A 25,731-nucleotide genomic window follows, 5' to 3' on the forward strand; every position below is an offset into this window, starting at 1 on the left:
AGATCTCGCTCAGGAGAATACAATAACATGCCTGATCAACATAAGACGCCATCGTTAACCGATGCGCTGATCCCTATTGTCATTTTGGTGGCGTTATTAGCGTCATCGGTAATTCTGTTTGGTGACAACTCATCCTATGGTCCCAACCAAATCGCTTTGCTGATTTCCACCGGTATTACCGCCATTATTGGAATTAAAAACGGTTTTAAATGGGAAGATATTGAACAGGCGATGATAAATGGTATTGCATTATCATTAGGTGCCATTCTCATTTTGTTAGCGGTAGGGGCCCTGATTGGATCCTGGTTATTGTCCGGCACGGTTCCCACATTGATTTATTATGGTCTGGAGCTGTTAAATCCAAGCATCTTCTATACTGCCACCTGTATTATTTGTGCCATCGTCGCTATGAGTATTGGTAGTTCGTGGACCACTGCGGCGACAGTTGGTGTGGCTTTGATGGGCGTGTCCGGAGGGATGGGGTTGTCAGAAGCAATTACCGCAGGTGCGGTTGTCTCCGGCGCTTATTTTGGCGATAAAATATCTCCTTTGTCTGAAACCACTAATTTGGCACCCGCTGTGGCAGGCACACAATTATTCGATCATATTCGCTATATGTTGTGGACCACTGTACCAAGCTTTATTTTAACCTTAATCATTTTTACCATTTTAGGCTTTAGCGAATCGGGTCAGGCATCGACTGACAAAATTAATGAAATTCAGCGTTTATTGGGTGAGCAATTTAATATCGGCTGGCAAATGGTGGTGCCACTGATTGTGTTATTGACGCTAGCTGTCAGAAAAATGCCAGCTTTCCCAGCGGTGGCCATTGGAGCACTGTTAGGTGCACTATGGGCAGTGATTTTTCAACCCGAAGTCATAGATAAATTAGCGACTCAGGATCATAAGGGCTGGTTAGCCTCAGTCACCGTAGCCTGGACGGCATTGTTTGATGGTGTATCAATGGATACTGGCAACAGCGAACTAAATGATTTATTAAGCGGCGGTGGCATGTCGAGTATGCTCAATACTATTTGGTTAATTATGTGTGCCTTAACCTTTGGTGCCGTACTGGAAAAAGTCGGTTTATTAAAGCGTGCTGTAAGCGTATTTTTGAAAGGGGCTAAATCGGCGGGTGATATGATCAGTCGCACAATTTTAACCTGTATTGGTACCAACCTTATTACTGCCGATCAATATATGTCCATAGTAATGCCTGGCCGCATGTACAAAAATGAATTTGCCAAACGTGGCTTACACCAACTGAATTTATCACGCAGTCTTGAAGACGGTGGGACCTTAACTTCCCCGCTTATTCCATGGAATACCTGTGGTGCCTATATGCATAGCGTATTGCATGTGGATCCGTTCCAGTATTTCTTCTACGCGGTATTTAATTTGATTAGTCCGGTGTTAGCGATTATTTATGCTTATGTTGGTATTAAAATATTGCGTATTGAGCCGACAGAAGAGCATAAACAACAAACACAGACGGTGTAATTCCAAAACCATTAAAAAGAGGTAGTAATGACTCATAGTGTGCCAGTGGCAAAGAAACGGGCAGATTATCAGCCTGCTGATTTTGAAATTGAACACGTTAAACTGGCATTCTATTTAGATGAGACCCGCACCAAAGTGCGGGCTATCTCAACAATCAGCCGGCGAGTGAAGCATGCCAACACCTTAGTACTGGATGGTGTGGATTTAACACTACTCAGCCTGAATATTGATGGCGAACCCTACCACGATTATCTGCAAACTGATGCCGGACTGCAGATAAATATCGATGCAGACAATTTTGAATTGTGCATTGATACTCAAATCAATCCTGAGCAAAACTCTTCTCTCGAAGGCTTGTATAAATCCGCCGGAACCTACTGCACACAGTGCGAAGCTGAAGGTTTTCGTAAAATTACCTATTTCCTCGACAGACCCGACAACCTTGCGACTTATGATGTCTACATCGAAGCTGAGCAAGCTGCGTTTCCTTATTTGTTATCCAATGGCAATCCTACCGGGCAGGGGGAGCTTGAAAACGGCAAGCATTGGGTAAGCTGGAGTGATCCATATAAAAAACCAAGTTATTTATTTGCTTTGGTCGCTGGTGATTTTGACTTGCTTGAAGATAGCTTTTCAACCCTGTCGGGACGTGAGGTGAAATTGCAGCTATTTGTTGATAAAGGCAATGCAGCAAAAGGCGAACATGCATTGGCATCGTTGAAAAAAGCCATGGCCTGGGATGAACAGGTATACGGGCTGGAATATGATCTGGATATATACATGGTCGTCGCCGTTGATTTCTTCAATATGGGCGCCATGGAAAACAAAGGTTTAAATGTCTTTAATAGCAAGTTTGTACTGGCAGATGATTTATCGGCTACCGATGAAGATTATTTCAATATTGAATCCGTCATTGCCCATGAATATTTCCATAACTGGACCGGAAATCGGGTTACGTGTCGTGACTGGTTTCAGTTAAGCCTTAAAGAAGGTTTGACGGTTTTTCGTGATCAGCAGTTTAGCTCTGATATGGCTAGTGCTGCGATTAACCGGATTAATAACGTTAAAGTAATACGTGAGCATCAGTTTGCTGAAGATGCCAGTCCAATGTCACACCCCATCCGTCCTGATGAAGTAATGGAAATGAATAACTTTTACACTGTTACTGTTTACAATAAAGGTGCGGAAGTCATTAGCATGTTACACAAAATGCTGGGGCAAACAGGGTTTCGTGCTGGTATGGATCTGTATTTTGAGCGCCATGATGGACAGGCTGTAACCTGTGACGATTTTGTTAATGCAATGGCTGATGCTAATCAAAAAAACCTAAACCTGTTTAAACGCTGGTATGCACAATCAGGCACGCCAGAAGTGTTTGCCGATTACCTGTTTGATGAACAAAATCAAATACTAACGCTTAGTGTAAAACAAGTTAATGCCCCCACGGCTGATCAGTCATATAAACAAGCTTTGTCTATTCCTCTCGATATTGAGGTGTTGGATTCGACGGGCACACCTTTACCTTTATTTAGCGGGCAACAAACATCCGCTGTTTTGACACTGGAGCAACAGCAACAAAGCTGGTCATTTCATTGTGCCAATCAACCTGCAGCATTGTGTTTATTAAGAGATTTTTCAGCACCGGTTAAATTGCATTTATCACAAACAGATGAACAACTAAAACTCATCATGTTAAATGCCTCTGACGCGTTCAGTCGTTTTGATGCGTGGCATCAGCTACTTAACCGCTATATCAATCAAACACTCGAATCTGAGCATCCTCAACAGGGGTTACCGCAAAAGGCATTATGCAGTATCAAAAATGTACTGGCTGAAGTATTAAACGACGACAAAATTGATTTGGCGCTGAAAGCTGAAATGTTGTGTGTGCCTAGTTTTGAAACTATGGCGCAACTTAATTCTCAAATTGATGTAGAAGCGTTGCTTGCCATTAAACAGGGCCTTGAGCATTTTTTGGCAACAGAGTTGGTTGAAAGCTGGTTTTATCATTATCAGAACAACCAAACAGCAGCTTACGAATATAATCAGCAGCAGGTTGCTAAACGCCGAATGCACAATGTTTGCCTTAACTACCTGTTGATTGCTGACGCGGCTAAATATGCTGAGCAAGCAAAACAACAATATTTGTCGGCTGATAATATGTCAGACACCCTGGGTGTATTAAAAGCGTGTCAGGATAACCATGTTGCCCTTTTTGATGAACTGATGGCTGATTTTGAGCAACGCTGGCAGCATGATGCTCTGGTAATGGATAAATGGTTTGCGTTGCAAGCAGGGGCTTTTCGCAGTGATATTTTATCGCGAATTGAATTGCTAAAAGAACATAGTGGTTTTAGTTTACGTAATCCCAATCGTACCAGAGCCTTGATTGGAACATTTGCTTTTTATAACACACAAGCCATGCATCACATTGATGGAAGTGGCTACAAATGGCTTACCGAACAACTGATTTTGCTGGATAAAATTAACCCACAGGTAGCCGCGCGAATTGTTACGCCTATGCTGCAATTTAAGCGCTATGACGCGATACGTCAGCCGTTAATTAAACATCAGCTGATGCGTTTGGCTAACCAGCCTGACTTAAGTACTGATTTGTATGAAAAAGTGTCAAAGGCGCTAAATATTTAAAGGGTGAAATATATCAGCGGTGAAAAGCTATTTTTTTCAACTATCTTTATCCTACCAACAATGTGAAAACCTTTACCGGCCAGGGATAAATTCAGTATTGCTTCGTGCAGAATCAGGGGAAAAAGTACGTTTACCATCGAGTAACTTACGCCCCTACACTCAGAGTAATGGAATCCATGGTCGTTTCAGATTGCTGGTATCCGACAATAATAAAGTCAAATCCTTTGAAAGGGTTAATTAGCATTGTTGCTAAAATTTCTTAAACTATAGACATTTAGCACCAAACTGTTGAGAATAACTCAGCGTATCAACTGGTACGATTTGTTCTTGCTAAAGCCAAAAAATGATGTAATCATTTTGTTAACAATTATGAAGACATTCTGCTTACATCCTACAAGACGTACCTCAGCAGAATCGAGGGAGAACAGTAAAAATGAAGAATAAGCCTCAACTGTCCAATAAATCACCCATTGCTCTGGGCGTTGCTGCAATACTGGCAGGTTTAGCTATGCCAGCTGCAGCAGCAAGCTGGGAAAAGGGTGATCTTTCCATCAGTTTTGATTCCAACTTTTCTATTGGTACCAGCTACCGTGTAGAAGATAGAGACTGGAGTTTAATTGGTAATAGCAACCAGCCTCAGTTTAATTGGGCGGGTTACAACGGCACAACCAATACTGTTTATGCTTCTAGTGATATCTGGGCGCAATCACAAGGATCGTATTCAACTAATGGTGATAATAGTGATTTACTCTACGATCCGGGCAAAGCCTTTTCGACCTTGTTCAAGGGCTCGCATGATTTAGATATTCGTTATAAAAACATGGGTGTGTTTTTACGCGGCATGTATTTTTATGATTTTGCATTAATGGACAGTGACAGGGATTGGGCAAACCCAGTCTCAGCAGCCAATATTGGTGTCACTAAACCTTTTGATCCTTGTTCCGATCCAAAAGCCAAAGAAGAGTTGTGTACTGATGCACGTTTCCTGGATGCATTTTTCTATGCTGATTTTGACTTGGGTAACGTGCCTGTGTCGCTACGTATTGGCGATCAGGTTGTTAGCTGGGGCGAAAGTACCTTTATTCAGCATGGTATAAATACCACAAATCCGGTTGATGTTAGTCGCGCACAAGCGCCTGGTGCCGAGTTAAAAGAAGTGTTTATTCCTGTTGGAATGGTTTACGCCTCATTTGGTTTGACGGACAACTTAGGTTTAGCTGCTTATTACCAATATGAGTGGGAGCGTAGCCGTTTACCTCAGTCAGGCAGTTATTTCTCCACTAATGACTTTGCAGGTGAGGGCGGTCAACAAGCGTTAGTACAGCTTGGTTTTACCGGTAATCCCGATATCGATCTGAATTTCCTGTTAGCTAACTTAAATGCTTTGGGCGGTGCATTGAAATCCGGAGCCAGTGCAGAACAAATTGGTCAGGCGTATTTAGCATTCCCAACCAAAGTTGCTGTGCGTGGATATAGTGATGCTGCACATCACGACGCGGATGATGCCGGTCAGTACGGTATTAAACTTTCTTACTATTCTGAAGCGTTAAACGATACTGAATTTGGTTTTTATCACATTAATTACCATAGTCAGCGTCCGCTTATTTCTGGTGTGACATCTGATTTTACCGCTGCAAGTATTGGTGCAGACTTAGCTTATTTAGCGACTCACACCATTGATAAAAATAACCTGACCGATTTACGTGCTTTTACTAAAGCAGAATTTGGATATCCGGAAGATATCAAGTTATATGGCTTTAGTTTTAATACTACCGTGGGTGAAACCGCATTGGCGGGTGAAATTGCTTACCGTCAGGATGAGCCACTGCAAATTGATGACGTTGAATTATTATATGCTGGTATGCCTCAGCAGTTAGCTTACGCTGGCCTGCGTCCGGATTTAGAGGGTATTTCGCAATTAGATAATTATCTGGGTTATACCGTTGGACCGGGTGATACTGCCCAGGGGTACGTATTGTCTGACACAGTTCAGGCTCAGGTGACGGCGACTCACTTATTTGGTCCGGCACTGGGAACTGACAACTTAGTGGTACTGGGCGAGGTGGGTTACGTTGAAATTAACGATATGCCAGATCCTTCCGTATTACGTTTAAATGGCCCTGGTACAGGTCGCAGTGGCCCGATACCTGGCAAAGAAGGTCTGCACACCGGTTTATCTAACGGGCCTGAAACCAATCCATTCCCAACTTCCAGTGCATGGGGTTATCGTTTATTGGCCAAAGCCGACTTTAACAACGTGTTTTCTGGTGTAAATATGTCACTGCGTGGCACGTTTGCCCATGATGTTGATGGTATTACACCTGATCCATTGTTCTTATTTGTTGAAGGTAGAAAATCGAGCAGCATTGCGCTTGATTTTGATTACCTGAGTCGCTGGTCAGCCAGTATGTCATATAACGCATATTGGGGTGGTGTCGGTACCACCAATGCGTTGGCAGACCGCGATTATGTGTCATTCAATATTAAATATTCAATCTAGGGAGACGTACATGATGAATAAATTTGCCCTAGTCACGACAGCCATTGCCTTAGCTTGCGGTTCAGCTGGATTGCAGGCTAAAGTTTCAGACGCTGAAGCGGCCAAATTAGGAAGTGAATTAACCCCAATGGGGGCGGTAAAGTCAGCAAATGCAGATGGTAGTATTCCGGCCTGGACCGGTGGAATCACTCAACCACCAGCAGGCTATAAAGTGGGGGATCATCATCCTGATCCTTTTGCCTCTGATAAGCCTTTATTTACTATTACTGCAAAAAACTATAAAGATTATGCAGACAATTTAAGTGATGGTCAGAAAAAGTTATTTGAAACTTATCCTGATACTTACGCAATGCCGGTTTATCAAACTCGCCGTTCTGCGTCGTTTCCACAATTTACTTATGATGCGGTAAAACAAAACGCAACACATGCAGAGTTAGTGGAAGGCGGTAATGGGGTTAAAAATGCATCAGTAAGCATTCCGTTCCCGTTCCCTAAAAATGGACTCGAAGCGATTTGGAACCACATATTGCGTTATCGTGGAAATGCTATTTCCCGTTTTGGTGGACAGGCGGCTGTTACCGCTTCGGGTGATTACAACATCATAGGTTTTGATGATGAATTATTGGTTAAATATGCTGATACCAGCCTGACGCCTGAACAGCTGATGGAAGAAAACATGGTAATGAAGTTTAAACAAAAAGTAACTTCACCAGCACGTTTAGCCGGAACTGCATTGTTAGTTCATGAAACCATGGACCAGGTGAGAGAACCTCGTCAGGCATGGACATATAATACGGGCCAGCGTCGTGTACGCCGCGCGCCAAATGTTGCCTATGACGCACCTGGAACCGCTTCTGATGGTCTGCGTACCAGCGATGATTTTGATATGTTTAATGGTGCACCGGATCGTTATGACTGGACGCTTAAAGGTAAAAAAGAGTTATATATTGCATATAACTCCTACAAATTACACAGCGATAAAGTGACCTATGACGAAATCCTTAAGCCAGGACATATAAACCCTGACTTAACCCGCTATGAAAAGCATCGTGTGTGGGTGGTGGAAGCAAACCTTAAACCTGAATTCCGTCATGTATATCAAAAACGTGTGTTCTACATTGATGAAGATAGCTGGCAAATTCAAATAGCTGATTTATATGATAACCGCGGTGAATTGTATCGAGTCGCTGTAGCACATGGGTTAAACTACTATGAAGTACCAACCCAGTGGTCTACCCTTGAGGTTTATCATGATCTGAACTCTCGTCGTTATTTGGCGCTAGGTTTGGATAATGAAACCAAAATGTATGACTTCTCTATTAAGCCTGATGACAGTGAGTTCACACCGCAGGCACTGCGAAGAGATGGTTTAAGATAATATCGCTTAGCAGGAGCAAACGGTTGGCTTAGCCAGCCGTTTTTATTTGTAACAAGGAAAAATATAGAAAATATGAAAATTTATAAACTTTCATCTTTGCTGGTTTGTATTTGTGTCCTTGTAACAACAAAAAGTGTTGTTGCGGCTGATGCATATATGGCGCCGCTAGCCAGTAAATCTCTAATGCTTGATATTGCCAGGGTTAGTGACGAGAAGTTAATTGCGGTGGGAGAAAGAGGTCACATACTGACTTCCGTCAATGGACTTGACTGGCAGCAACAAGCTGTTCCTACCACAGCAACACTAACCGCAGTTTATTTTTTAGATGAGCAACACGGTTGGGCAGTGGGACATGATGCGACTATTCTGGCAACTACCGATGGTGGCATTTCATGGACAATTCAGTGGCAAAATCCAGAGCTGGAAAAGCCGCTTATGGATGTGCACTTTTTTAATTTAAAACAAGGTATAGCTATTGGAGCGTATGGCTTGTTTTATCGTACCGAGGATGGCGGACAAAACTGGACTCGTGAGTTACATGCCGAGTTTTTAAGTGAAGATGACCAGGCCTATCTCGAGGATCTGAAAAAAGAAGATGTTTCTCTTTATAAGCAGGAACTGAGTTCCATATTACCGCATTTAAATCATCTGTCGGATAATCAGGGAAATACCCTTTATTTAGTGGGTGAAGCTGGCTTAATTGCTTTTTCAGAAGATGAAGGTAAAAGCTGGCAACGGTTGGATATCAATTATTATGGTTCTTTCTTTGCGGTACATCAGCAGGCGTCAGGCGCAATTTTTGCGGCTGGTCTGCGTGGAAACGTGTACCGTATTGAAGATGGCAATCCGGTACATCTTAAATCTTTAATCAATTCGTCAATTAATGACATAGTGGAACTGGATAATAATCAGCTGGTGATGGTGGGCAATAATGGGCGTTACCTTAATGTATCGGGCGACAGTATCACTGCTGGTCAAACCGCAGAGGGGAAAGCCATTGTTGGAGCTGTGTGGTTTAAAGGTCAAATCGTTACCGCGACTGAAGCGGGTTTACAAATTTTAAATATTAAGTAGGGAATGGCTCTATGCTGACAACAAAAAAAGCCATTGCGATATGTGAAAGCGCTATCTTTAGCCATAGACGCTTAGTACTCGCCATTTTTGCGCTATTAACTCTTTTTCTTGGATATCAGGCCACTCAACTAAAACTGGACGCCTCATTTACTAAGAATATTCCGCTTAATCATCCCTATATGCAAACCTATATGAAGCATCAAAAGGATTTTGGTGGAGCAAACAGTATTTTGGTTGCGGTGTGTGATAAAGACAGTGACATTTTTAATCAGGATTTTTTTGATACCTTAAAAAAAGTGCATGACCAGTTGTACTTTATTCCAGGGATAGACAGGGCACAGGTTAGCTCGCTTTACTCTCCTTCCACTCGCTTTACCGAAGTGGTGGAAGATGGTTTTGCAGGTGGGCCGGTTATCCCTGCCGATTTTAATTCTTCGAATGCCAGTGCGCTTGAAAAAGTCAGGGAAAATGTGATCAAGGCCGGTATTGTCGGGCGCATGGTGTCAGATGACTTTAGCTGTTCGATGGTTAATGCCCGATTACTGGAAATCAATCCGAATACCGGAGAAAAGCTTAATACCATTGAACTGGCTGAGCGTTTAGAAAAACAAATTCGCGGTGAGTTCGAAAACGATAAAATCTCTATTCACATTATTGGTTTTGCCAAAATGGTGGGTGATGTTGCCAACGGTGCAAAAGGGGTTTTACTGTTTTTTGCCATAGCCATCGCGATTACCGGCCTGATGGTATATCTGTTTTCAAAATCATTGCAGAAAACTGTGTTAACCATAGTGTGTTCGATTGTTTCAGTTATCTGGCAGTTGGGCATACTTACGTTGTTGGGGTTTGGCCTCGATCCGATGTCAATTCTGGTGCCTTTCCTGATATTCGCCATCGGGGTAAGTCACGGTGTGCAAATGATCAATGCTGTGGGCAAGGAAGTTCGCAAGGGCTTAACGGTTTGTAAAGCGGCCCAATTTGCTTTTGTCAGTCTGGCATTACCCGGTGGTATTGCGCTGTTATCCGATACTGTGGGCTTTTTAACTCTGTTGGTTATCGATATAGGTATCATCCGTGAATTGGCGATTACAGCCAGTATAGGTGTGGCTGTTATTATCCTGACTAACCTGATTTTGTTACCTGTGCTGACGTCTTATATTCGATTGGGTGAGAATTACAAAAGTCGTTTTGTTAATAAGTCACTGACCGCGGACAAATACTGGCGTTGGATGTCTGGTGCAGCAACCACTCGCAACGGCATTATTATTGTCGTGGTGAGTTTAGTGTTATTTGCATTTGGACTATATCAGTCAGGAAAAATGCAGATAGGCGACTTAGAGAATGGCGCCGCAGCGCTGCATGAATCTTCTCGTTACAATCAGGACACCTTCTTAATTACAGATAAGTTCGCCATTACAGTGGATTATATGTCTGTACTGGTTGAAACCACCGAAGATGGGTGTACGTCTCATTCTGTGATGCAAGCCATTGATGACTTCCAATGGAAAATGACTAACGTTCCTGGGGTACAGTCCAGCGTTAGTCTGGCTTCCGTGGCTAAAATTGTGAACGCAGGGTACAACGAGGGAAATCCTAAGTGGCGTGTATTACCGCGTAATCAGCAAACTCTGGTACAGGCAATTGCTCGTATTCCTACTTCGTCAGGGTTGCTGAATGGCAACTGCTCGGTCATGCCAGTTATTTTGTTTATGCAGGATCACAAAGCTGAAACCATTGAAACTGTCATTGCTGCGGTTAAGGATTATCGTCAGCAGTACGAAACCAATGATCTGAAGTTTAAACTGGCATCCGGTCCTGTTGGTGTCATGGGCGCAACCAATGAAGCAGTAAAAGGTGCTCAAAACCCAATGATGTGGTACGTATTTGGTGCTGTTATCTTATTATGTTTATTGAGTTTCCGATCTCTGCGTTCCACTCTGGTGGTTGTGCTGCCACTTTATTTGGTATCTGTACTGGCGCAGGCATTGATGACTTATCTCAATATTGGCTTAACGGTATCGACGTTACCCGTTATTGCCTTAGGTGTCGGTATAGGTGTTGATTATGGTATTTATATCCTGTCGACAATGAATGAAAAACTTAAACAAAATATTCCGGTGCAACAGGCATATTATGAAGCCCTGCAGGAAAGGGGCAGTGCGGTATTATTTACCGGTATTACACTGGCTATTGGAGTGAGTACCTGGGTATTTTCAGCGCTGAAATTTCAGATGGATATGGGCATATTGTTAACCTTTATGTTTGTGGTCAATATGTTGGGGGCGATTATAGTCTTACCAGCACTTGCTTCACTATTTTGGTATAAGAAACAGTAATTTTATTTTGAACCAAAAAAGGGGAGCATTTGCTCCCTTTTTTGTTATTTTGCGAGCTACATCCTAATAAATGCAATTTATTAATAAATAATTAACATTTGAGGCGATTTAATACACATATGTTTGGGATAAACCGATTGCATGATGCTTATTACGGTCGCGAAAATGTGATTTATTTTTAATATGGAATTAGAAAAAACTATATATATCTCAGTCTCTTGTTACAATATATGGGTTAACGCGATCTCAACAAGGTAATAAAATGTCGGTTGCCAATAGCCATTCAGTTTTACTCGAAAATGTTTACAATTTTATCCATAAAAAAGTCGACCCTGCGCATTCTTCACATGTAGAACAATTTGCCCGCTCTTTATTCAGAAACATATCCAAAGATGATTTAGAAAGCCGTAATGATAGTGATCTGTACGGTGCTGCGCTCAGCTTGTGGAATATTTTTGATAAGTTTGATGGTGAAAACGCAAGAATAAATGTGTTTAATCCGGAGGTTGCCAAAAACGGTTGGAAATCCACCCATACTGTCATTGAAATCATAGTAAATGACATGCCTTTTTTGGTGGATTCAATTCGTATGGTGCTCAATCGTATGGGCATCACCACCCACTTACTGCTGAACTGCCCGGTACAGTTAGTTAGAAATGCTGATAATTCCGTTAAATCGTTTGTTGAAGGTAACAGAAAACCCAAAGGCATGCTGAAACAAACGGTATTTATGATTGAAATCGATCATCAAAGTCAGCAAAAAGATATTGATGCTTTAAAACAGGAAATTCATTCGGTTGTGGATGAAATTTCATTGGCAGTCTCTGATTGGATCCCAATGCGTGAACGACTGCAATCAATTATCGATAGCTATGCGAAAAATCCTAACCCAAATACTGATGCAACTCAGAAAGAAACCATTGAGTTCCTGACCTGGGTTTTGAACGATAATTTCACTCTGATGGGCTATCGAGGTTACGAGTCTAAGGCAATAAAAGGTGATTATCGCTGGGTACCGGATAAAGAATCCAGTCTCGGTTTAATGAAAAAGTCTATCAGTGACCGTGACCGTCTGTTGTCGAATATTCCATTGTCTGCGCGTGAAGAAACATTAAGCCGCAATCCCCTGATTCTGACTAAAACCAATTCAAAATCGCGCATACACCGTAATGCTTATATGGATTACATTGGGGTAAAACGATTTGATGAACAGGGTAAAGTCGTTGGCGAAGATCGCTTCCTCGGCCTTTATTCAGCGAATTTCTATAATAGTAGTGCGACCCAGTTACCGGTATTGCAAAATAAAATTGCACGTATATGTGCCGAGTCTGGTTTTAATAAGGGCACTCACGCCTATAAAGCTTTTTTAAATACGCTGGAAACTTATCCTCGTGATGAATTGCTTCAGGTCGATGAAGTACAACTGGCAAGTATCTTTAAAGGTATTTTCCAGATGCAGGAGCGTGGCATTACCCGGTTGTTTGTGCGTAAAGACGATTTTGGCCGCTTCTATTCCTGTATGGCGTATGTACCCAGAGAGCGATACAACACAGCGTTACGTATCAGTACGCAGGCATTATTACAAAAAGCATTCGGCAGCACAGAAGAAGTTGAGTTTACGACTTTCTTCTCTGAATCGGTTTATGCCAGAACCCATTACATTGTTCGTGTTAAAAATAACAACGTGGAAATAAATGTGAAGGAAATAGAAAAGAACTTAATCGAGCTGGGCAAGAGCTGGGATGACAGATTGTCGACAGCATTATTGTCTACCCATGGTGAGGCATCTGGCCGCTTGCTTGAAAGTCAGTACCTGAATGCATTTTCACGTAGCTATAAAGATCACAACCTGCCCAGCAGTGCCGTGGTAGATATCGATAAGATAGAAGGACTAAATCAGCAACAGACGTTAGATATGTTGTTTTATCGTCCACTGGAAGAAAATGAAGACAGTCAGATTGTTAAGTTAAAACTGTTCCACCTGCATCAACCAATCCATTTATCTGATGTACTGCCGATGCTGGAAAACTTTGGTTTGAGGGTGATTGACGAAAGTCCTTATCAGGTAAAATGTGAAAACGGAAAAGTCTGTTGGATCATGGATTTCACCATGTTGCACAGTAACAGCGGCAAATTGACGCTGGAGCAGGCACAGGCGCTTTTCCAGCAGGCGTTTTCCGATGTGTGGACGCAACAGCTGGAAGATGATTCATTTAACCGCCTGGTATTGGGTGCCGGTATGCCCGGACGTAATGTGACTATTTTACGTGCTTACTCAAAATACATGCGTCAAACCGGTAGTTCTTTCAGCAAGGATTACATTGCCCGGACACTGGATAAGTATCCGAAAATCGCTGATCTGTTAGTGAAATTATTTGAACAGCGCTTAAACCCGGCAATAAAACGTTCTGAGAAAAAGTTAAATGATTTGTCTGATGCAGTAGTATCTGAACTGGATCAGGTGAGTAATCTGGATGATGACCGTATTGTTCGCCGTTATCTGGATATGATCATGGCAACGCTTCGTACTAACTTTTATCAAAAAGATAGCGAAGGTAACGACAAACCCTATGTGTCGTTCAAAATGTTGCCTGAGCTTATCCCCGATATGCCGCTACCACGTCCTAAATTTGAAATCTTTGTTTACTCTCCACGAGTGGAAGGTGTGCATTTACGTGGTGGTAAAGTTGCTCGTGGAGGTTTGCGCTGGTCAGATCGCCAGGAAGATTTCCGTACAGAAATTTTGGGCTTAGTGAAAGCTCAACAGGTTAAAAATGCTGTTATTGTTCCAGTGGGTGCCAAAGGGGGTTTTATTTGCAAACGTCCTCCTACAGATGGTGGCCGTGAGGCGTTTTTGAAAGAAGGTCAGGAGTGTTACCGCATCTTCATCCGCAGCTTATTGGACGTTACCGATAACATCGTCGATGGAAAAATTGTTCCACCTGAAAACGTAGTACGTTTAGACGAAGATGACCCTTATCTGGTTGTGGCTGCGGATAAAGGGACCGCGACCTTCTCGGATATCGCCAATGCGATTTCGGAAGAATATGGCTTTTGGATGGGAGATGCCTTTGCTTCAGGTGGTAGTGTTGGATACGATCATAAGAAAATGGGTATTACCGCACGCGGTGCGTGGGAGTCGGTAAAACGTCACTTCCGTGAAATAGGTATTGATTGCCAGAATACTGACTTTACCTGTGTGGGTATAGGAGACATGGCAGGGGATGTATTTGGAAACGGTATGTTGTTGTCAAAACATATTCGTCTCATGGCAGCCTTTAACCATTTACATATTTTCTTCGATCCGAATCCTGATGCAGCAAGCAGTTACGTTGAGCGTCAGCGCTTATTTGATAATCCTTCTTTATCCTGGGATGACTACGATAAGAAATTGATCTCAAAAGGCGGAGGGGTATTTATGCGCTCCGCGAAATCTATCAAGTTGTCACCAGAAATGAAAAAAGCGCTTGGTACCACCAAACAAACCATGACGCCTACCGAGCTGATTCATAATATTTTGAAAATGCCTGTGGATCTGATTTGGAACGGCGGTATCGGCACCTATGTGAAAAGCCGTAAGGAAACCCATTCCGAAGTGGGGGATCGCGCCAATGATGATTTACGTGTAAATGGTCAGGACCTTAAAGCCAAAATCATCGGCGAAGGCGGAAACCTGGGTTGTACACAGTTAGGTCGCATGGAATTTGCAGCTAACGGCGGCCGAATGAACACCGATTTTATCGATAACGTTGGTGGGGTGGATTGTTCCGATAACGAAGTTAATATCAAAATCTTGTTAAATGCGCTGGTGGCCAATGGTGATATGACCATTAAGCAACGTAAAGAATTATTGTATGCCATGACCGATGATGTGTCTGAGTTGGTTCTGGAAGATTGTTATCGCCAGTCACAGTCTATGTCGATTACGCAACGTGGCGGCGTGTCAGTGTTACGTGAACAATTGCGCTTTATCCATGGTCTGGAACGCAGTGGTCGTTTAAATCGTGAACTGGAATTTATCCCAAGCGATGATGAAATTTCAGAGCGCCTTGCATCAGCACAAGGGTTAACCCGTCCGGAGTTATCTGTGCTATTTGCTTACGGCAAAATGGAATTAAAAGAATCGCTGAATATTCCGGAAATTACTGAAAACCCCTATCACGAAACCTTGCTGGTTACGGCGTTTCCTGAGGTACTGCGTAAGAAGTATAAAAGTCAGATGGAAGGGCATGCTTTGCGTAGTGAGATCGTTGCAACTAAGTTAGCCAATAACATTGTAAATGATATGGGCATGAACTTTGTCTTCCGTATACAGGAAGAAACCGGAGCCTCTCATGCCGAAATCGCGCAGGCCTACACCATCGTTAAAGGTGTGTTTGATGCACAGACATTATGGGAACAAATTGAGGGTTTGGATAATAAAGTTCCGGCGGATGTTCAACTGGCCATGTTAACTGAGATTCGCCGTACCTTGCGTCGTTCATCACGCTGGTATTTACGCCACGGCAACAAGCAGTCAGATATTGGTAAAGAGATTGCGTTCTACCGTCCGTTTGCTGAAGATTTATTGAAAAATATGCAGCAATATATGATCGAAGAAGAGTATTCTGATTTGGAGCAACGTGCGGCTAAATTGCAGGATAAAGGTGTTCCAAAGGATATTTCGATGAAAGTCGCGTGTCTGAGTTCAATGTTCTCATGTTTTGATTTAGCACAAGTTGCAGAGTCTGAATCACGCGATAAAGCAACAGTGGCCAGTATTTATTATAAACTGGGTTACAAACTGGAAATCCACTGGTTCCTTGATCAAATTAATCGTCAAACTGTTTCTAACCACTGGCAGGCGCTTGCCCGGGCTTCATACCGTGAAGAGCTCGACTGGCAGCAACGTTCACTGGCAGCTGTGATTCTTAAATTTGATCAAAAGGGTAAGGATGCAGACGAAGTCCTGGAACGCTGGATGGCTGAGCATGAAGCATTATTAGAACGCTGGACACTCATGATGTACGAATTCAAAACCAGTACCACACACGAATTTGCAAAATTCTCTGTGGCATTGCGTGAGTTAATGCTGCTAAGTGTTAATTGCGGTATTCGTCATTAGTAGTTGTTGTTTTTATCAAAAGCCCTGACAATATCAGGGCTTTTTTGTATCTGTAAATTAAATAAAAAGAGAGTATTACGTGTATTCATTGTTGCAAAAACTGTTATTCCAGCTGGATGGTGAGACGTCACATAATTTAACCATGGCGGGGTTAAAACTCACTCAACACAATGCATTACGTCAGTTGTATTCGCAAGTTTTGCCTAAAAAGCCGGTATCGGTGTTTGGGTTGGAATTTGATAATCCCGTTGGGTTAGCAGCGGGTTTAGATAAAAATGGTGAGTGTATTGATGCGTTTGCGGCAATGGGATTTGGTTTTATTGAAGTGGGTACGGTTACGCCTGTGGCGCAGGATGGTAATGACAAGCCGCGTTTATTCCGCTTAAAAGACGCCAATGCCATTATCAACCGAATGGGGTTTAACAATAAAGGTGTCGATTATTTGGTTGAGCAGGTTAAGCAAGCGGAGTATTCGGGTGTTTTGGGCATCAATATCGGTAAAAATAAAGTGACTGAAGAAAAAGATGCATTAAGCGATTACCTGATTTGTCTGAATAAAGTTTATGAGCACGCCAGTTATGTTACGGTAAATATCAGTTCTCCCAATACCCCAGGGCTGCGTAATCTGCAATATGGTGAAGCGTTAGATAATTTATTGAATGGATTAATGCTCGAGCAACAAAAACTGGCAGATCAACACGGTAGAAAAGTGCCCATTTTAATTAAAATTGCTCCCGACTTAACTACAGATGAAATCAACGATGTTGCTGTATCTCTAACTAAAGCGTCAGTCGACGGCGTGATAGCAACCAATACCACGTTATCGCGCGAAGGGGTTGAAGGGCTGCGCTACGCTAAAGAAGCGGGTGGACTCAGTGGACAACCATTAACCGATAAGAGCCTGCTAGTGACAGAGCAACTAGTGAAAGCGCTGGATGGTGCTATGCCTGTTGTTGGCGTGGGTGGTATATATAATGGTGCTTCTGCGAAACAGCGTTTAAACGCTGGCGCGAGTCTGATTCAGGTTTATTCTGCGTTAATTTACCAGGGACCTGATTTGATTAAACAGATAGTACAAGAGCTGTAATTTATGATGTTGCAGCCTTCTATGTACTGGTGTTGGGTGATGGATGAGGACACTCAGTGTCTTACCCTTGAGTTAGAAGAGGGCGTTTATCACACGCCCTACAAATCTAAACACTTGCTTGGTCATGTGAGTTTGCCGCAGGAATTTACGCTGGAGCATTTGCAGTGCTTTACTTCCGTTGAAGAGGATATTCAGCAGTTTGCTGCCGGATTAACCTCAGAGCTAGCCAGTCAAATCGCAATTAATGCCGTTGCAGCACGTTTTTTTCATAAACCACTGGCACCCAAAAGCTGGTATTTCACTAAACCTCGCTTGCATGGCATGCATCATCATTTTGCATTACTGCAATGCAAACGCGAACAATTAAAGGTGTATATTGTTGAGAAGGAAGCGCAGGCGAGCGTATGTATGTTAATTTCCTCACAAGTTGCACTGGATGAATCGGCACAATTAAAGCCATTTAGCCTTATTAAAGTGATGAATGACTATTTACAGCCTTACTTGCCGTAATTGTTTGTGTATTTTTGTAATCCAGCAGGTCTTTTGTTGCCAAATCACTTATAATCCGCGCCTTAATTTGAATTCCGCCATATGAAAAAGGGTAACGCATGTTTGATTTAGTCATTACCAGTGCCAAAGGCATCGATGACTTACTGTTACAGGAAGTGCAAACCATCTGTCCTGATCTGCAAATAAAAGTAAAACCGGGACAATTGCATTTTACTGGCTCACTCGAGCATGCATACAAAATTTGTTTGCACTCCCGACTGGCAAACCGGGTGCTGGTCAAGCTGGCATCAGGCACGGTCGATAAGGCTGAAGACGTATACACCATTGCCGATTCGGTCAATTGGGGACAGCATTTTGACGTGCACCATACCTTTATTGTCGATTTCAATGGCACCAATCGCAGTATTAATAACAGCCAGTTTGGTGCGTTAAAAATTAAAGATGCGGTGGTGGATCAATTTAATAGCCTGTATGGCAAACGCCCTTCGATTAGCAAGGTGTACCCGGATATTCGTATTCAGGGTCGTTTGTGGAAAGGTGAATTAACCATATTTTTAGACCTCTCTGGTCATAGCCTACACCAACGCCATTATCGTAAAAATACCGGGCCCGCGCCGCTTAAAGAGCATCTGGCCAGCGCCATGTTAATGCGCAGCGGTTGGGCGGCCAGTAGCGATGCCCCTTTATATGATCCAATGTGTGGCTCAGGCACCATAGTGATTGAAGCGGCGATGATGGCAGCTAATATTCCTCCTGGTTTACGGCGTCGCAGCTGGGGCTTTAGTCAATGGCGCCAGCACGATAGTAGTATCTGGTCACAATTAGTCAACGACGCTGAGCAGGCTATTGTTGCGCCTGACAAATTAATTATTGGCAGCGATATCGATGCTCAGATGATCGAGGTTGCCAAAGTTAACGCTGAACAAGCAGGTGTTGCCGATTATATTCAGTTCTCACAAGCCGATGCGTTTGAAAGCGTGCCAGACGTTAATAAAGCCGGTTATCTGGTAAGTAACCCACCTTTTGGTGAGCGTTTAAGTGAAATCACCGCGCTTATTCCCAAGTTTGAAGTGTGGGGCAAACACATCAAACAACATTTTGCTCACTGGCATTTATCCTTATTAACCTCTAATCGCGAGTTACTGCGTGCATTGCGTTTACGCGCTAAAAAAGCCTACCAGTTAATGAATGGTAAGCTGGAATGTCAGTTAGTTAACTATGTCATGGACGAGTCAAACTGCGAAATTCGTGAGGTAGATACCAACAATGATTTTACTAATCGTTTAAGCAAAAACTGGCAAAAAACTCAGAAGTGGCTCAAAAAACAGCGAACCAATTGTTTTCGTGTCTATGACGCGGATTTACCTGAATATAATGTGGCGATCGACTGTTATGCCGATGCAGTGGTTATACAGGAATATGCGGCACCAAAAGATATTCCTGAAGCTAAAACCCGTCAACGTTTGCATCAGGTGATTGCTGGCGTACCCGCTGTATTAAATTGTGACGCCGAAAAAATCGTTTTAAAAGTGCGTGAACAGCAAAAAGGTAAGCAGCAATATCAGAAGCTCGCGCAGCGTAAAGAGTTTTTTGAAGTGGTCGAAAATGGTGCCAGATTATGGGTTAATTTACGCGATTACTTAGACACCGGTTTATTTTTGGATCACCGCACAACCCGTCATTTAGTGCAGCAAAAAGCCGCGGGCAAACATGTGCTTAATTTGTTTGCTTATACCGGCAGTGTCTCTGTGCATGCCGCCATTGGCAAAGCGTCTTCCGTTACCACGGTAGATATGTCCAATACCTATCTCGACTGGGCAAAAAGAAACTTTGAATTAAATAATTTAAAAGGACAGCAATATCAGTTTATTCAGGCAGATTGCCTTAACTGGCTGGCCGAACATAAATCACAATACGATTTGATCTTTATAGATCCGCCTTCATTCTCCAATTCTAAACGCATGGATCAAAGCTGGGATGTTCAACGTGATCACCTGGCCTTGTTAGAAAATGCTAAAGCCTGTTTAAAACCGGGCGGAGAAATCATTTTCTCTAATAACCTGCGTAGTTTTAAATTAGATACGGCCGGATTAGAACAGCTTGGTTTTAAGGTCACTGACTGGTGCCAAAAAACCTTGCCAGAAGATTTTAAACGTAATCCTAAAATCCATCATTGCTGGTTATTAACCGATGCAAACTGAGATTATTTTGTATTCCACCAGCGGTTGTCATTTATGTGAGCAAGCCGCGGAACTATTAAATCAAACCCAACCAAAAGTAAAATGGCAAACGGTTGATATCGCATTTGATGACGATTTATTTGGGCGCTACGGCATTCGCATTCCTGTTATTTTCAGGCAGGATAATCAGCAAGAGTTAGGTTGGCCATTTGATGCCGCATTGTTAACTGAGTTTTTATCTTGAGTACCTTATTACAATTAAAAAATGCCAGTTTAAGTTTGGGCCATCCTCCTTTATTAGATGGCATCGAATTATTGGTGAAAAGTCAGGAACGTATTTGTTTAGTAGGGCGTAATGGCTGTGGTAAATCGACGCTGCTAAAGGTGATTGCTGGCGAGATGAAGCTGGACGATGGTCAGCGTATTGTTAGCAGTGATGTTATTATTTCACGTTTGCCACAGGATCCACCCGTGTCAGTGGAAATGAGCCTGTTTGATTATGTGGCAGAAGAACTGTCAGAAGTGGGCCAGTTGCTGCAGCAATTCGCGCATCAAACACAAATTGTTGCCGAAGATTACAGCGAAGCGCAACTTAAAAAGTTGGAACAGCTACAGCACCAATTAGATCACGTCGATGGTTGGCAATTTGAACAACGTATCCAGCAAATTTTATCGCAACTGAACTTAAGTGCTTCACAGCCATTATCTTCTTTGTCAGGTGGCTGGCGACGCAAGGCTGCATTGGCTCGCGCCCTGGTATCTAATCCTGATATTTTATTATTAGACGAACCGACCAACCATTTGGATATTGATATGATCCAGTGGCTGGAAAAAACGGTGTCCGACTATCAGGGAACGGTGGTTTTTGTCAGTCACGACCGTGCCTTTATTCGCAATTTAGCCACGCGCATTATCGATTTAGATCGTGGCACAGCAACCAGTTACCCGGGGAACTATCAACAATATCTGGATAAAAAAGCTGAAGATTTACAGATTGAAGAAACTCAGAATGCTTTGTTTGATAAGAAGTTATCTCAGGAAGAAACCTGGATAAGACAGGGTATCAAAGCACGCCGTACACGTAATGAGGGCAGGGTACGCGCACTAAAGGCGTTACGTCAGGAACATGCGCAACGCCGTAATCAGCAAGGCAAAGCCAAAATTACACTTAATAGTGCACAGCAGTCTGGCAAAATTGTTTTTGAAATTCAGAATATGGCGTATCAAATTGATGGACAAAAGATTGTTAATCACCTTGAAACCAGCATTTTGCGTGGCGACAAATTAGCCCTGATTGGTCCTAATGGTTGCGGTAAAAGTACCCTGATCAAATTACTGTTAGGTCAGTTAACGCCCGATAAAGGTAAAGTGCACTGTGGCACAAAACTGGAAGTGGCGTATTTTGACCAGCATCGTATGCAGCTCGATCCTGATAAAACGCTGATCGACACTATTGCTGATGGTAAACGCGAAGTGACCTTAAATGGGAAAACCCGCCACGTAATTAGCTATTTACAGGATTTTTTATTTACACCAGAGCGGGTGAATGTACCTGTGAGTGCACTATCGGGTGGCGAAAAGAACCGACTATTGCTGGCTAAGCTTTTAACCAAACCCAGTAATTTATTGATTCTCGATGAACCAACCAACGATTTGGATGTTGAAACACTGGAATTGTTGGAAGATATTATCAGTCAGTATGATGGCACCGTGATTCTGGTTAGCCATGACCGGGAATTTGTGGATAATGTGGTCACCTCCAGTTTGTTTTTTGAAGGCAACGGAGAAATTAAAGAATTTATCGGGGGCTACGAAGATATTCAGCACTGGTATCAGGCACAAAAACAAAATATGCTTGCGGCTGAAACTTCTGTTAAATCAAAAAGTCCAACAGCCAAGTCATCATCTGCGGCCCCCAAAAGTAAAAAGCTATCTTACAAGCTGCAATTAGAACTGGAGCAGTTACCAGGACAAATTGAACAGATGGAAGAGCAGCTACAGGAATTGCAGAATCAGGTAAATGATCCTGAGTTTTTCAAACAGGATGCCTCACTCTCTCGTCCGATACTGGAGCAATTAAGTGAACTGGAAACGTCACTGGGTTCAGCATACGAGCGTTGGGATGAGTTAGAGAGCATGAAATAGAAGTAACAGGAATTAGAATGAATAAAACTAAGTTGGCTTCGCTGTGCGCGCTGTCGTTTTCACTGCTTTCAGGATTTGCCGCTCAGGCTGCTACCTATCAGGTTATTGAATTACCCACTGCCGAACTGGGGCGTAGCAGCTATTCTGTGGCTATTAATGATCAGGGTGAGTATTTGACTCAACTTGATTTTGTATATCACCCTGTTATCGATGTGAGCTTACTTGATCTCACATTGCAAACCTATAAAGACAACCTGACCGATATTGATGCGGTCGAAAATGGTGATATCAATCATGACGACATGTTGTATTTGTACAACATACTGATACAACAACGGGGCAATTTATCCTTCCAGCAACGCGGAGAGTTGTTTACCGCCTATGGCAGTGGAAATTCTGACGCGGAATTATTAACTGGTTATGATCAGGTTAATCCGGAAACGGGAGAACTTACACAGAGCACCACTAACCGGGCCAGTGAAATTAATAATAAAGGCTGGATAGCTGGTTACTCAACTGCGCCTTACATCACGAAAAATTACACCAACGAAAATGATGAGGAAATTGTCTATCAACTGCGTGAATTCCCTCAGCGTGCTTATGTTGAAATGGGCGGGCAGTTAGTTGAGCTAAAACCTGAAGATATGCGGATAGGAGGCAGAAGCCGTGCTTATGGTTTAAATGACAGTAATGAAATTGTGGGCTCAGCAGGGACTGAACTTTCAGACAACGGTGTTGAAGCCATTGCGAACTGTGAAGACGATGAGACACGTGGCGACAGCCCGTTAGATTATTGCTTACAGCAAATTGCAGATAACAATTATTTCACGCAACGTGCAGCATATTGGAAAATAAATGACTCTGGTGAAGTTATAGATTTTCAGTCATTTGGTGTGGTTGAAGGGCCTGATAGTATTAATGACAATATTTTTTCCAGCCGTGCAGAAGCTATTAATAACAACGGTGTGATTGTTGGCGCAAGTACATACAGTCAGGTTAACTATCTGGGGCAAATTTCTTATTATGATTTAGCGTCGATTTTTTCTGATAACGGTGTCGATAGTATTATCAATTTTGATGATTATTATTCCAGTGAAGCTGTCGATATTAATGACCATAATCTGGTTGTTGGGAGCGCACGGAAAAGCATTAATGGATACCCACGTAATAAGTTTTTTGTTTATAGCATTGACAGTAATGAAACCATTTTTCCGGAAGACTACTTCACTGGTTCTGATAGTGTCGCTCGCGCCATAAATAACAATGATATTGTGGTGGGGGATGGTGAAGTTGACACAGGACTGAATGTGAATCGTCGTCGCCACGCATTTATTTATGATTACAATGAGCAGTCTTTCACTGATGTAAATGACCTTATCGCTTGTGATAGCCCATATTCTATCGTGCAAGCAAATGATATTAACGACAACAATGAAATTTTAGCCACTGCTGTTGTTAAAAAAGAAATGCTGGATATAACAGGCACGGCAATACTAAATGATGATGGTACAGCTGTAACTCAGGATATTGCCGTGGCAGTTAAGCTTGTTCCTATTGCTGGTGGTACCTCAGAAAACTGTACCATTGATGAAGAAAAAAATCAGCGCAAAGGCGGCAGTTTTGGCTGGATATTATTACCCATTGCCTTGTTTGTCAGGCTGCGTCGAAAGGCTAAATAATGAGTAGACTAAAAAGGGGCATTTAGCCCCTTTTTTTTATGACAATTATTTTTTAGGTTAGTCATATTTATGCAAAAAAAATTTAATGAAATTGTCTTAATAATTCAGGGGGTTAGGAACAATTGACTCAAACCGGGTTAAAAAAGTATTGAACCAATTCCGCAGTTACCTTATCTATATTTTTGTGGTCGCAATGATCACTTTCCTACGTAAAATAAATGAACGAGGTAATCAATGAAAAGACAGAAAAGAGATAAACTCTCCAGAGCTCACGCTAAAGGTTATCAGGCTGGCATTTCAGGTAGATCCAAAGACATTTGTCCTCACACCGATTTAAACTCAGATACGCGCTCACAATGGCTAGGCGGATGGCGGGAAGCCATGGAAGACCGAAGTCAGGGTGTTAAACAATTTCTTTAATATGTAATTCGTGATCAATAGCTGTTGTCATTTTCGAGTTTCAAATGCAACAGCTATTAGTTTGTTTAAAATGTAATGTTAGTCCCGACCATCACAGCGTTATTGCCTTGCTGAACGACTCCCCAGACTTTAAATTTATATACTTCCACACCAATTAGCCCGCCAACTTCACCATGATTGTTAAATCCGGCGCCGATATCTAACTTAATGCCTGATGGGGACGATTGCAGCGCTAAATTTCGGTAGTCCTGCACCAGCTTGTTATAGTCCTGCGTTAACGCATCGTATTTGCCCGCAAGTTGATCATATAATGAAATCTGTAAATCATATTTATGCGTTAATTCAACGAGTTGATTACTAGCCAGTTCGTAATCTTTTGATAGTGTCTGATATTTTTGAATATCACCGGTTAATTTATCCGAGTTGTTTTTGTATTTTAAAAGCAACGTTTTTAGTTCGTCCATGCGCTGCAAATCGTCGGCAATGCTTTGGGTATCAATACATTGTTTAGTCATTTGATTTTCTAACACGATATAATAACGTTTGCCCTGAATGATTTTCGGTTGTAATGCATCAGCGGCAATGAGGAAATCGCAATTTTCAGCCAGCAGTGAGCCTGGTATTAGAGTCAGTAAAGCAAAATATTTACGCATAATTTTCACCCATTGACTGAGATGTTGTTAAGTTGACGATTGGCGGCGGCAATGTCTCTTAACGTTGCCAACGTTTGTTGACGTTGTTGCTGTTTAGACTGGTCCTGCTTTAATAACTCGCTTAACTGTTTATCCAGCTGCTGTTTTTCCTCGCTATGTTGTTGAGATTCTGTCTCAAGTTTTTGCTGTTGTTGTTTTAAATCCTTTACCTGACGTTCTATTTGTATTTGCTCTTGTCGTAATTGCTCGGTTTGTTTTACTAACTTGTCTCGTTGCTGTTGTAACTGTTTTTGTTGTTGTTTAATTTCCGCCCATTTTTGGTCTGCCTTTGCCAGTTTGTGTTTGTTGGAATAAATTTGCCAGGTACGGAAAAGCAATAAACTAACTCCCGCTGTAAGCACATGTGAGCGAATGCCTGAAGGTAATAAAAATACGGCAGCCAAAAGCACGATAAATCCAATTAAAACGCCGGTATAATCGCGGTACTGCAAAATAAAATCCATCATGTGATGTCCT

17 protein-coding genes are annotated in these 25,731 nt (G+C 42.4%); 15 read left to right on the top strand and 2 right to left on the bottom strand.

All coding sequences use genetic code 11. From position 1 onward, the window contains the following. Positions 1-27: 27 nt before the first annotated feature. The 15 genes from nhaC (at position 28) to rmf (ending at position 24,562) form a co-directional block, all read left to right on the top strand. Positions 28-1,500 (top strand): Na+/H+ antiporter NhaC, encoded by a 1,473-nt coding sequence (nhaC, locus tag H8B19_RS16580; RefSeq protein ID WP_186508036.1) that lies wholly within the window; start codon positions 28-30, stop codon positions 1,498-1,500. 27 nt (positions 1,501-1,527) lie between these two features. After that, on the top strand, positions 1,528-4,149 hold the full coding sequence (gene pepN / locus H8B19_RS16585) for an aminopeptidase N (protein ID WP_186508038.1): 2,622 nt from the start codon (positions 1,528-1,530) through the stop codon (positions 4,147-4,149). Positions 4,150-4,168: 19 nt separating this feature from the next. After that, positions 4,169-4,390, top strand: a complete 222-nt coding sequence (locus H8B19_RS16590; protein WP_186508040.1) for a DUF2835 family protein — start codon at positions 4,169-4,171, stop codon at positions 4,388-4,390. A 192-nt stretch (positions 4,391-4,582) separates the two neighbouring features. Beyond that, positions 4,583-6,649 (top strand): DUF1302 domain-containing protein, encoded by a 2,067-nt coding sequence (locus H8B19_RS16595; protein WP_186508042.1) that lies wholly within the window; start codon positions 4,583-4,585, stop codon positions 6,647-6,649. A 10-nt stretch (positions 6,650-6,659) separates the two neighbouring features. Then, positions 6,660-8,027, top strand: coding sequence for a DUF1329 domain-containing protein (locus H8B19_RS16600; protein ID WP_186508044.1), 1,368 nt, complete (start codon positions 6,660-6,662; stop codon positions 8,025-8,027). 72 nt (positions 8,028-8,099) lie between these two features. Continuing rightward, complete coding sequence (locus H8B19_RS16605; protein WP_186508046.1) at positions 8,100-9,101, top strand: WD40/YVTN/BNR-like repeat-containing protein; 1,002 nt, start codon at positions 8,100-8,102, stop codon at positions 9,099-9,101. A gap of 11 nt (positions 9,102-9,112) precedes the next feature. Further along, a complete protein-coding gene (locus tag H8B19_RS16610; protein WP_186508048.1) occupies positions 9,113-11,437 on the top strand; it encodes an efflux RND transporter permease subunit in 2,325 nt (774 codons plus the stop codon). Between the two features lie 262 nt (positions 11,438-11,699). After that, the gene (locus H8B19_RS16615; RefSeq protein ID WP_186508049.1) at positions 11,700-16,541 is read left to right on the top strand and encodes an NAD-glutamate dehydrogenase; all 4,842 of its coding nucleotides are present in this window, start codon (positions 11,700-11,702) and stop codon (positions 16,539-16,541) included. Between the two features lie 79 nt (positions 16,542-16,620). Further along, positions 16,621-17,628, top strand: a complete 1,008-nt coding sequence (gene pyrD, locus H8B19_RS16620; protein ID WP_186508050.1) for a quinone-dependent dihydroorotate dehydrogenase — start codon at positions 16,621-16,623, stop codon at positions 17,626-17,628. A 3-nt stretch (positions 17,629-17,631) separates the two neighbouring features. Further along, positions 17,632-18,138: a cell division protein ZapC domain-containing protein gene (locus H8B19_RS16625; protein ID WP_186508052.1), complete on the top strand. Its 507-nt coding sequence runs from the start codon at positions 17,632-17,634 to the stop codon at positions 18,136-18,138. Between the two features lie 98 nt (positions 18,139-18,236). Continuing rightward, positions 18,237-20,339 (top strand): bifunctional 23S rRNA (guanine(2069)-N(7))-methyltransferase RlmK/23S rRNA (guanine(2445)-N(2))-methyltransferase RlmL, encoded by a 2,103-nt coding sequence (gene rlmKL / locus H8B19_RS16630; RefSeq protein ID WP_186508053.1) that lies wholly within the window; start codon positions 18,237-18,239, stop codon positions 20,337-20,339. Continuing rightward, positions 20,329-20,562, top strand: a complete 234-nt coding sequence (locus H8B19_RS16635; protein WP_186508055.1) for a glutaredoxin family protein — start codon at positions 20,329-20,331, stop codon at positions 20,560-20,562. Before rlmKL ends, H8B19_RS16635 begins: the two co-directional genes overlap by 11 nt. Next, on the top strand, positions 20,559-22,463 hold the full coding sequence (gene uup / locus H8B19_RS16640) for an ATP-binding cassette ATPase Uup (protein WP_186508057.1): 1,905 nt from the start codon (positions 20,559-20,561) through the stop codon (positions 22,461-22,463). The genes H8B19_RS16635 and uup overlap by 4 nt, the downstream gene beginning before the upstream one ends. A 17-nt stretch (positions 22,464-22,480) precedes the next feature. Beyond that, entirely contained in the window at positions 22,481-24,142 is a 1,662-nt protein-coding gene (locus tag H8B19_RS16645) for a DUF3466 family protein (protein WP_186508059.1), read from the top strand. Positions 24,143-24,376: 234 nt separating this feature from the next. Continuing rightward, on the top strand, positions 24,377-24,562 hold the full coding sequence (gene rmf / locus H8B19_RS16650; protein WP_186508061.1) for a ribosome modulation factor: 186 nt from the start codon (positions 24,377-24,379) through the stop codon (positions 24,560-24,562). Positions 24,563-24,627: 65 nt separating this feature from the next. Here rmf and H8B19_RS16655 read toward each other — a convergent pair whose 3' ends face one another. Both H8B19_RS16655 and H8B19_RS16660 read right to left on the bottom strand, forming a co-directional pair. Beyond that, positions 24,628-25,215: a hypothetical protein gene (locus H8B19_RS16655; protein WP_186508062.1), complete on the bottom strand. Its 588-nt coding sequence runs from the start codon at positions 25,213-25,215 to the stop codon at positions 24,628-24,630. A 5-nt stretch (positions 25,216-25,220) separates the two neighbouring features. Then, entirely contained in the window at positions 25,221-25,721 is a 501-nt protein-coding gene (locus H8B19_RS16660; protein WP_186508064.1) for a hypothetical protein, read from the bottom strand. Positions 25,722-25,731: the final 10 nt, after the last annotated feature.

It is taken from the genome of Neptunicella marina (genome assembly GCF_014270035.1).
In the GTDB taxonomy this organism is placed as follows: Bacteria; Pseudomonadota; Gammaproteobacteria; order Enterobacterales; family Alteromonadaceae; genus Neptunicella; species Neptunicella marina.

Excerpts from the sequence above, each read along its gene's own strand:
- rlmKL (WP_186508053.1), top strand. The coding sequence starts at position 18,237 with ATGTTTGATTTAGTCATTACCAGTGCCAAAGGCATCGATGACTTACTG.
- H8B19_RS16595 (WP_186508042.1), top strand. The coding sequence starts at position 4,583 with ATGAAGAATAAGCCTCAACTGTCCAATAAATCACCCATTGCTCTGGGC.
- nhaC (WP_186508036.1), top strand. The coding sequence starts at position 28 with ATGCCTGATCAACATAAGACGCCATCGTTAACCGATGCGCTGATCCCT.
- rmf (WP_186508061.1), top strand. The coding sequence starts at position 24,377 with ATGAAAAGACAGAAAAGAGATAAACTCTCCAGAGCTCACGCTAAAGGT.
- H8B19_RS16660 (WP_186508064.1), bottom strand. The coding sequence starts at position 25,721 with ATGATGGATTTTATTTTGCAGTACCGCGATTATACCGGCGTTTTAATT.
- pepN (WP_186508038.1), top strand. The coding sequence starts at position 1,528 with ATGACTCATAGTGTGCCAGTGGCAAAGAAACGGGCAGATTATCAGCCT.
- H8B19_RS16610 (WP_186508048.1), top strand. The coding sequence starts at position 9,113 with ATGCTGACAACAAAAAAAGCCATTGCGATATGTGAAAGCGCTATCTTT.
- H8B19_RS16605 (WP_186508046.1), top strand. The coding sequence starts at position 8,100 with ATGAAAATTTATAAACTTTCATCTTTGCTGGTTTGTATTTGTGTCCTT.
- H8B19_RS16600 (WP_186508044.1), top strand. The coding sequence starts at position 6,660 with ATGATGAATAAATTTGCCCTAGTCACGACAGCCATTGCCTTAGCTTGC.
- H8B19_RS16655 (WP_186508062.1), bottom strand. The coding sequence starts at position 25,215 with ATGCGTAAATATTTTGCTTTACTGACTCTAATACCAGGCTCACTGCTG.
- H8B19_RS16635 (WP_186508055.1), top strand. The coding sequence starts at position 20,329 with ATGCAAACTGAGATTATTTTGTATTCCACCAGCGGTTGTCATTTATGT.
- H8B19_RS16625 (WP_186508052.1), top strand. The coding sequence starts at position 17,632 with ATGATGTTGCAGCCTTCTATGTACTGGTGTTGGGTGATGGATGAGGAC.
- H8B19_RS16645 (WP_186508059.1), top strand. The coding sequence starts at position 22,481 with ATGAATAAAACTAAGTTGGCTTCGCTGTGCGCGCTGTCGTTTTCACTG.
- H8B19_RS16615 (WP_186508049.1), top strand. The coding sequence starts at position 11,700 with ATGTCGGTTGCCAATAGCCATTCAGTTTTACTCGAAAATGTTTACAAT.